This is a genomic window from Bacillus sp. S4, assembly GCF_040838205.1.
In the GTDB taxonomy this organism is placed as follows: Bacteria; Bacillota; Bacilli; order Bacillales; family Bacillaceae_G; genus Bacillus_A; species Bacillus_A cereus_U.
Map to the genome: position 1 here is coordinate 1 of NZ_JBFPJI010000134.1, position 8,986 is coordinate 8,986.

The window sequence follows — 8,986 nt, forward strand, 5'->3', positions numbered from 1 at the left end:
GAATATTTCGTTTATCAGAAAATTAAGTTAAGATAAGATGAAAGAAGGAAGAGAGGGGAAGTAGATGATTATAATAGGTTATGCAGGATATGAGTTAGAAAAAGCAAAACCGAATACATCAGAAGATTTTTTTAATAGATCTGAAGTGACATATATATTAAATAATCAAGAAAAAACCTTTTCTGTCTTATATGTTCGATATTTTGAAGAAATTTTACAAGAAATTACCCCTTTTGAAGGAAATCCAGTTTATAAAGTAGAAGAACAAGACGTATATTTACGAGATATTGTAGCGATCGCTTGTTTAGTGAACAATAAAGAGCTACGCGCGCAGAAGCGCTTGTATCTCAATGAAGTAACAGACTTTCAACGATACTTTGACGAGGGAACAGTGGTGAAAGTACAAGAAATATTAGCTGAATTACATAAAAATAAAAGAGTAGAAATAGCGTAAAACGGCAAAGGAGAGAGAAGCCATGTCTAATTTGATGGTTGAAAATCAAACAGAACAAGTTTCTATATTTTTAGAAGATGTAATTTCCTTGATAACTAATTATGTGAATTATCATACGTTACCTTCTTTATTGGAGGAGACACCAACAGGAAACGAGCAATATTATAAAGGTATATTAGCATCAATAAGAAGACTTCTTGTTTTTTGTGAAGAAGGACTTGATGCATGTTTTGTTTTGTTGAATGGCCAACCATTTCGAAAGACCGCAGCTGAAAAAGTTTTATATAAGATTTACCATCAAGTAATTGCAGAGTTTTTTTCGCCAAAGAATGATCATTGGTATGAAAATAGTCGTTCTGCTTATACAGGGAAAAATTCTATTGTTTTTCAGCAAATCCCTCCTGTATCTATAGAACGAGTGATGAAGGAGTTAGAAGGGAAATTTCAATTGATGCGTGAAGAACTAGAATATTATGAGACAGATTACCAAACAAAAATGTTGCACAAATATTAATTAAGGAAAAGAAGCTAAGGACACTTAGCTTCTTTTCCTTTTGTACAGTTATATAAGGGATTTTCATTGAATATATTTAAGTGGATAGCAATAAGGAGGTGTAACATGAGTCAGCAAGGTGTATTTACAGATTACTTTCATGAAGTAGAAAGTTGGTGTGAAAGTGTTCTTCACGTATTAGATAGCCGTGCAATGGAAGTGTATGATGTCCATATGCTTGCTTATAAAATTCAGACGTTATTAGAGCGTATGAAAGAGCATGAATACGACACAGATGCCGAGTTTATGTACGAAATAAGTGAGGATGTAGAACATATTCAACACCATTTACAGGAAGTATTTATGCAAGAAGGAGAGGAATATGAACTATGTGAAAGAGGGGATAGCGAACGCGCTGTTCCGATTGGGGGGCATACCCTTCCACCATTACCTTATCCATATAATGCGCTAGAACCGTACATTTCACGAGAAATTATGATGTTACACCATGATAAACATCATCGTAGTTACGTGGAAGGATTAAATAAAGCAGAGAAGATGATGGAAGAAGCGAGAAAAACAAATCAATTTGATTTAATTAAGCATTGGGAAAGAGAAGCGGCTTTTCATGGATCAGGTCATTACTTACACACGATATTTTGGAATAATATGAAAAAAGATGGGGGCGGGGGTCCACGAGGGGCATTATCACAAGAAATTGAGAAGGATTTTGGGAGTTACTTACGTTTCCAAAAACATTTTACAGAGGCGGCCTCGAAAGTTGAGGGGTCTGGATGGGCAATCCTTGTATGGGTGCCTCGGTCCGGAAGATTAGAAATTTTGCAAAGCACGCTTCATCAATTGTTTACACAGTGGGATACGATACCACTCCTTGTACTGGATGTATGGGAACATGCGTATTATTTACAATATCAAAATCGAAAAGATGAATATATTAAAAATTGGTGGAATGTTGTAAATTGGCCAGATGTAGAAAAGAGATTTGAAAGTGCGAAGCAAATTGAATGGACACCGTATTAGACGCATATCCCATGCGTCTTTTTTAGTGGAGGTGGAAGGAAGATTTCGTTCATATTTTAAAAGGCCAAGCATAAACTTGTACAAAAAGTGCCAAAAGGACGTGGGGGGGAAATATGAGACGGATTTGTATAATAATTACGCTAATTATAATGTACGCAAGCGTTATGCCGATTCCTGCATATGCAAAAATGAACGGTGGTGTCAGTGCTCGTAACGCAGTCTTAATGGAACAACAATCCGGTCGTGTGCTATATGGAAAATTAGAACATGAGCCACAAAAAATTGCTAGTATAACAAAAATTATGACAGCATTGTTAGCTGCTGAATCAGGAAAAATGAAAGAGTTAGTATCGGTTAGTAATGAAGCGGTACGAGTAGAAGGATCGGCAATTTATTTAAAACCTGGACAAAAAGTGAAGCTAGAAGATTTAGTTTACGGATTAATGCTTAGATCTGGTAATGATGCAGCACAAGTAATTGCTGAAAATGTGGGAGGGAGTATAGAAGGGTTCGTATATTTAATGAATGAAAAGGCGAAAGAAATCGGAATGAAAGATACACATTTCTCAAACCCGCATGGCTTGGATGGGGATGGATCGCATTATTCGTCGGCTTATGACATGGCATTATTAACGAAATATGCAATGGGGAACGAGACCTTTAAGAAAATTTTTGGAACAAAAACGTATAAATCAGATTCTTGGGATTATCCGTGGAAAAATAAACATAAGCTTGTGACATCTTATTATGAATTTGCAACAGGGGGAAAGACAGGTTTTACGAAGAAAGCAGGACGGACGCTTGTCACAACAGCTTCAAAAGATGGACTAGATTTAATTGTCGTAACTTTGAGTGCTTCTAGTGACTGGGATGATCATATGAATTTGTTTGATAAAGGCTTTGAACGCTATAAGCAAGCGAAAGTTTTAGGACAAGGCGCACTCGCTGAAATAAATGAAAAGAAATATGCCAATCATGTTTATACGAAAAATAGTTTTTCTGTACCTTTAACTGAAGAGGAAAGAAAGAGCGTGTTATTGAAAGTTGAGCTCGATAAAAGTGAAAAACTTACGGATGGAGTAAAGATTGGGAAGACAGAAATTTATGTAGGGAACGAGAAAGTTGGAGAACGAAATTTGTTTTACAGTAAACGAAAGTTAGTAGCTACAACGGGAATGTATTGGAATAACGTAAAAGAAATCTTCTCTTACATGATAGGTGTTGGGATAGATGGTTAATCTCGTATGGGCAGCGATGGCAGTTATAGGGATTGTGTATGCCATGATAAATGGAACGATGGAAGAAGTGACCAAAGCAGTGTTTGAAGGGTCAAAAGATGCTGTAACGATTTGTATTGGGCTTATTAGTGTTTTAGTATTTTGGCTCGGTTTAATGAAAATTGCTGAGGAAGCTGGATTGTTAAAGAAGTTAGTATCACTTTTTATGCCGATAGTAAAAAGATTATTTCCAGAAATACCGAAGGGTCACCCGTCAATGGGATTCATTTTATCAAATATGATGGCGAACTTTTTTGGGTTAGGTAATGCAGCAACACCTTTAGGTATTAAAGCAATGGAACAACTGAAAGAGTTAAATGGTGGAAAGGATTCAGCAAGTCGTTCTATGGTGACGTTTCTAGCATTAAATACTTCAGCAATTACATTAATTCCGACTACTGTCATTTCAATTCGAATGACTTATGAATCAGCAAACCCTACTGAAATCGTTGGCGTAACATTTATAGCACAAGTGTTATCGATGATTGGAGCGATTTGGATTGACCGCTATTTTTACCGGAGAAGGAGTAGAAAGGGGCGGAAAAAATGAGTATTGTAAATACAATTTCATTATGGGTAATTCCTTGTGTAATTGGTTTTATCCTTTTGTATGGCACGATAAAGAAAGTTCCAACGTATGAATCGTTCGTTGAGGGCGGAAAAGAAGGGATTCAAATTGCGGTTTCCATTTTGCCGTTTATGGTTGGAATGCTTGTATCTATTTCTATTTTCCGGGCATCAGGTGCTTTAGATGCGATGATATCGGTAATGAAGCCGATGTTAGACTTTATTCATGTACCAGCCGAAATCGTTCCACTTGCACTTATACGTCCGATTTCGGGATCTGCTGGTTTAAGTATTACGACCGATTTAATCGCTACATATGGGCCAGACTCGTTTATTGGTAGGTTAGCTTCAACGATGCAAGGTAGCACAGATACGACTTTTTATATATTAACAGTATACTTTGGGGCTGTCGGTATTAGAAAAATGGGAGATGCATTAAAGGTGGGACTTTTTGCGGATTTAATCGGAATTATTTGTTCGATTGTGTTTGTTTCCCTATTGTTTCGGTAATGCTATTCATTTTTTTCGCTATTTCGCTTATAATACGTATACGACCACTATTAACGTGTAGTTTAATAGTGGTTTTTTTATGCGGTATTTTTGACAAAATGGTGAACTTTTATCGTGGACAACATGAAAAAGTGTAAATAATAATAAAGGGTGAAAACGTGGTATAGCCTTTATACGTTTATTATCATTGCTATGTTGTTAAAGATAGGCGAAGTAAATGGCATAAAGCTTAGGCGGTTGCCAAGTCTTTCTAATGTAAGGTAAGATAAATTTGAGGTGAAAAAAAGAGATGGAACGATTACAAAAAGTGATTGCGCAAGCAGGTATTGCATCGAGAAGAAAGGCTGAGGAATTAATTCAGCAAGGGAAAGTGAAAGTTAATGGGAAAATAGTGAAGGAGTTAGGAACAAAAGTAACTCCTCAAGATAAAGTAGAAGTAAATAACATCCCTCTTGAAAAAGAAGAACCTGTTTATTTTTTACTATATAAACCAACTGGTGTAATTTCAAGTGTATCAGATGATAAAGGAAGAAATGTTGTAACAGACTTTTTCCCTGAAATTAGACAACGTTTATTCCCAATCGGACGCTTAGATTATGATACGTCTGGCGTATTATTGATGACAAATGATGGGGAATTTGCAAATGTATTAATGCATCCGAGATATAAAGTTGAAAAAACGTATGTTGCGAAAATTAAAGGGCCATTAACAGGTGATAAAATTCGCATGTTAGAACGAGGTGTTGCATTAGAAGATGGGAAAACAGCACCAGCACAAGTGAAAATTATTTCTTGGGACAAGCGTAAAGAGATGGCGATTGTACAATTAACGATTCATGAAGGACGTAACCGTCAAGTACGCCGCATGTTTGAAGCGTTAGATTGTAAAGTAATGAAACTAAAACGTGAACGTTATGCCTTTTTAGAAGTGGGTAGCTTGCGTCCTGGTGATGCAAGAGAATTGACACCACATGAGGTGAAACAATTACGTGCATTGGCTTCTACAAAGCCTCGCTAATTTATATTGTGAAACTTTCACCAGTGGAATGCTCCGCTGGTGATTTATTAAAAAATACATATATTTATCACTCGTCGAAGAGAGGGGAGACAATATGAAAAAAAATCGCTTATTATTTCGTGTTATCATTTTGCTCATTTTAAGCGGTGCGGTAGGGTTTACGCTATATCAAGGATTTTTTACTGATAAAGAGAAAATGCAAATTGGAAAAGAAGCACCTAACTTTGTTGTAACTGATTTAGAAGGAAAGAATATAGAATTAAAAGATTTAAAGGGAAAAGGTGTATTTTTAAATTTTTGGGGAACTTGGTGTAAACCTTGTGAAAAAGAAATGCCTTATATGAATGAGTTATATCCGAAATATAAAGAAAAAGGCGTTGAAATTATTGCCTTAGATGCAGATGAAACGGATATCGCAGTGAAGAACTTTGTGAAACAATATGATTTGAAATTCCCAGTTGCAATTGATAAAGGGCAAAAGATCATAGGTACATATGGAGTAGGCCCATTACCAACAACCTTTTTAATTGATAAAGAAGGCAAAGTAGTAGAGCAAATTATAGGTGAGCAAACGAAGGAACAATTGGAAGAGTACTTAAAGAAAATTACTCCATAATTAAGAAAGCCTTTACATAAGAGGTGCTTACGTATAGCGCCTTCGCTTTAAAAATTCTGAGTATTGCGGTAACTCTAAGCTGGAATATACAATAGTACATATAGATAAAAGGGCGGTGAGAGCTTTGAAAGAAATTAAGTGTGAATGTGGACATGTTAATCCGATAGGAACCATTTTTTGTGAAGCATGTGGGAAACCATTTGAAAGTAATGAAAATATGAAATTATTGGATATGAGATATGAGGGGAGTGCCCGGAGATCTCTCACACATACAAAAACGATAGTCGATAAAATTTGGAGTTTTTTCTCTTCTGTAAAAGTAGGTGTATGGTTAATTGTAATAACTTTAGCTGCATCGGCAATAGGAACTATCTTTCCCCAAGAAATGTACATAACTCCAGGAATCGAACCAGCTGAATATTATAAGACCGAGTATGGATTTTTAGGACAATTATACTATCAATTAGGATTTAATAATTTATATGGATCATGGTGGTACATGATTTTAATTGCTTCCATTGGTATTTCACTTGTTATATGTAGTTTAGACCGTGTCATTCCTCTTTATAAAGCTTTAAAAAAACAAGGGGTGAAAAGACACCCAAGTTTTTTAAAAAGACAGAGAGTGAACGGGACTGGTACGCCGCATGAAGGTGACTTAGAACGAGTTCAAATTAATTTAAAGAAACGTAATTATAATGTGAAAGAGGAAGACGGGAACGTTTTAGCGGAAAAGGGACGTTTTTCCCGTTGGGGTCCATATGTAAACCATATTGGTCTTATTATCTTTCTATTCGGTGCAATGCTACGTTTTTTACCGAGTATGTATGTAGATGAAGCACTTTGGTTACGTGACGGTGAAACGAAAGAAATACCAGGAACAGATGGTCAATACTATTTGAAAAACGAAAAGTTTATCAAGGAAGTTTATGATAAGAGTAAGGATAAAGAAGTTTTTGATGAAGCAATTGATCGTGTTGGTGATAAAATGATTGCGAAAAACTTCCAAACAAATGCTGTATTATATAAAGCGGTAGGAGAAAATATAGCGGGTCAAAAACCAAAATTAGAAAAGGTAAAAGAAGCTGAAATTCGAGTGAATGAGCCACTGAAATTTGATCAATTTGCTGTTTATCAAGTGGATTACAAAGAAAGTGAATTTAAAAGCATGTCTTTCCATTTGCAAAACAAAGAAAATAATCAAAAGTGGGGACCGATTAAAGTAGATTTAGCGAATCCTACAGAAAAATATGATTTAGGAAATGGGCATTCTCTAGAACTATTAAGCTATTTTCCTGATTTTTATTTTGATGAGAATGGAAGGCCGAATACGAAAACAAAATTACCGAATAATCCTGCATTCGTCTTTAAAATGTTTACCCCGGAAACACCAGATGGTGAAGTTAGTTTCGTCGGTATTCAGCAAAACATAGAGCCTGACGGGAATAATAAATATAAAATGTCATTTGCAGGTGTGGAAATGCAAAATGCAACAGCTCTTACAGTAAGAAAAGATTTGACGCTTTGGATTCTCGGTATTGGAGGATTTATATTTATGGTTGGTGTGATTCAAGGTATGTATTGGAACCATCGCCGTATTTGGATACAACGTGTTAATGATGAATGGTGGGTTGCAGGCCATACGAATAAAAATTGGTTCGGCTTAAAGAAAGATATTGAAAGAGTACTAGAAGGAACAGCGATTCCACAACCACACGATAAAATGAATGATAAAAAAATTAGTTAAGGTGGGGAAACGATATGGTACAAATAAGTAGTAATTTTCTGTTCGCCGCGTTCATCTTATATTTAATTGCAACTTTATTTTTTGGAGGATCAATTAAAGAAAAAGGTCATAAGTGGGCAAATATAGGTATAACTATAGCAATTTTAGGATTTATTGCGCAAATAGTATATTTTATTACAAGATGGATTGCATCAGGACATGCACCCGTTAGTAATTTCTTCGAGTTTGGTACCTTCTTTGGTATGATGCTTGTGGGAGCTTTTATCATTATGTACTTTGTATATCGTGTAAGTATTATTGGTTTATTTGCTTTACCGGTAGCTCTTTTATTAATCGCTTATGCAAGTATGTTCCCGAGAGAAATTTCGCCGCTTATCCCATCTTTAAAGAGTAATTGGCTACATATTCATGTAACGACAGCGGCAGCGGGACAAGCAATATTAGCAATTAGCTTTATTACAGGCGTAATGTATTTACTGAAAAATGTAGATCAATCAACAAGAAGTAAGCGTACATTTTGGTTAGAGACAGTAGTTTTCACACTTGTTTGTACAGTTGGATTTATTGGAATAACAACGGTATTTTCTAGTATGAAATACGAAGCGAAGTTTCAATGGATTGATAAAAATGAACAACAAGTTGAGATGAAGTATAATCTCCCTGCTTTAGTTGGACCGCATGAAGGGAAATTAATGACGGAAAATAAATTAGAGCCAACAGTTGAAGTCCCAGCGATTGTAAATGCGAAAAAATTAAATACTGTTATTTGGTCAGTGTTAGTCGGAACACTACTTTATATTGTATTAAGACTTGTTTTACGTAAGCGAGTGTCAGCTGCACTTCAGCCGTTAGTAAAGAATACGAATAGTGATTTATTAGATGAAATCGGATATCGTTCTATTGCGATAGGATTCCCAGTGTTTACATTAGGAGCGTTAATCTTTGCAATGATCTGGGCTCAAATCGCTTGGACGCGCTTTTGGGGGTGGGATCCAAAAGAAGTTTGGGCGCTTATTACTTGGCTCTTTTATGCTGCAGTATTGCATTTACGTTTATCTAAAGGATGGCATGGAGAAAAATCCGCCTGGCTTGCAGTAATTGGTTTTGCAATCATTATGTTTAACTTTATTGTAGTAAACTTAATTATCGCGGGTTTACATTCATATGCATAGAGAAATAAAATAGGAGAGTGTATGTCACTTTCCTATTTTATTTTTGTCAATTTTTCTTCTTTTTTGAGAAAAACATGACAAAGTAGTGGTT

The 8,986-nt window shown here is 35.7% G+C and carries 10 protein-coding genes; all 10 read left to right on the forward strand.

What is annotated here, in order from left to right:
* The first annotated feature begins 64 nt into the window (after nucleotides 1-64).
* The 10 genes from AB3X48_RS13700 (at nucleotide 65) to resC (ending at nucleotide 8,895) form a co-directional block, all read left to right on the forward strand.
* Complete coding sequence (locus AB3X48_RS13700; protein WP_002149420.1) at nucleotides 65-454, forward strand: hypothetical protein; 390 nt, start codon at nucleotides 65-67, stop codon at nucleotides 452-454.
* A gap of 22 nt (nucleotides 455-476) precedes the next feature.
* Nucleotides 477-968, forward strand: a complete 492-nt coding sequence (locus AB3X48_RS13705; protein WP_002149419.1) for a YpuI family protein — start codon at nucleotides 477-479, stop codon at nucleotides 966-968.
* 105 nt (nucleotides 969-1,073) lie between these two features.
* Complete coding sequence (locus tag AB3X48_RS13710) at nucleotides 1,074-1,988, forward strand: superoxide dismutase (RefSeq protein ID WP_016104311.1); 915 nt, start codon at nucleotides 1,074-1,076, stop codon at nucleotides 1,986-1,988.
* A gap of 113 nt (nucleotides 1,989-2,101) precedes the next feature.
* Nucleotides 2,102-3,226 carry a D-alanyl-D-alanine carboxypeptidase family protein gene (locus AB3X48_RS13715; protein WP_002158617.1) on the forward strand — a complete coding sequence of 375 codons (1,125 nt, stop codon included), beginning with the start codon at nucleotides 2,102-2,104 and terminating at the stop codon, nucleotides 3,224-3,226.
* Nucleotides 3,219-3,815, forward strand: coding sequence for a spore maturation protein SpmA (spmA, locus tag AB3X48_RS13720; protein WP_016104312.1), 597 nt, complete (start codon nucleotides 3,219-3,221; stop codon nucleotides 3,813-3,815). Before AB3X48_RS13715 ends, spmA begins: the two co-directional genes overlap by 8 nt.
* Nucleotides 3,812-4,342 carry a spore maturation protein SpmB gene (spmB, locus tag AB3X48_RS13725; RefSeq protein WP_002086660.1) on the forward strand — a complete coding sequence of 177 codons (531 nt, stop codon included), beginning with the start codon at nucleotides 3,812-3,814 and terminating at the stop codon, nucleotides 4,340-4,342. The genes spmA and spmB overlap by 4 nt, the downstream gene beginning before the upstream one ends.
* Nucleotides 4,343-4,631: 289 nt before the next feature.
* Nucleotides 4,632-5,360 carry a 23S rRNA pseudouridine(2605) synthase RluB gene (gene rluB / locus AB3X48_RS13730; RefSeq protein ID WP_002064494.1) on the forward strand — a complete coding sequence of 243 codons (729 nt, stop codon included), beginning with the start codon at nucleotides 4,632-4,634 and terminating at the stop codon, nucleotides 5,358-5,360.
* Nucleotides 5,361-5,454: 94 nt separating this feature from the next.
* Nucleotides 5,455-5,976 carry a thiol-disulfide oxidoreductase ResA gene (resA, locus tag AB3X48_RS13735; protein WP_002064495.1) on the forward strand — a complete coding sequence of 174 codons (522 nt, stop codon included), beginning with the start codon at nucleotides 5,455-5,457 and terminating at the stop codon, nucleotides 5,974-5,976.
* 124 nt (nucleotides 5,977-6,100) lie between these two features.
* Nucleotides 6,101-7,723 carry a cytochrome c biogenesis protein ResB gene (gene resB, locus AB3X48_RS13740; protein ID WP_002158616.1) on the forward strand — a complete coding sequence of 541 codons (1,623 nt, stop codon included), beginning with the start codon at nucleotides 6,101-6,103 and terminating at the stop codon, nucleotides 7,721-7,723.
* 14 nt (nucleotides 7,724-7,737) lie between these two features.
* Nucleotides 7,738-8,895 carry a cytochrome c biogenesis protein ResC gene (gene resC / locus AB3X48_RS13745; protein WP_016104313.1) on the forward strand — a complete coding sequence of 386 codons (1,158 nt, stop codon included), beginning with the start codon at nucleotides 7,738-7,740 and terminating at the stop codon, nucleotides 8,893-8,895.
* The last annotated feature ends 91 nt before the right edge of the window (nucleotides 8,896-8,986 follow it).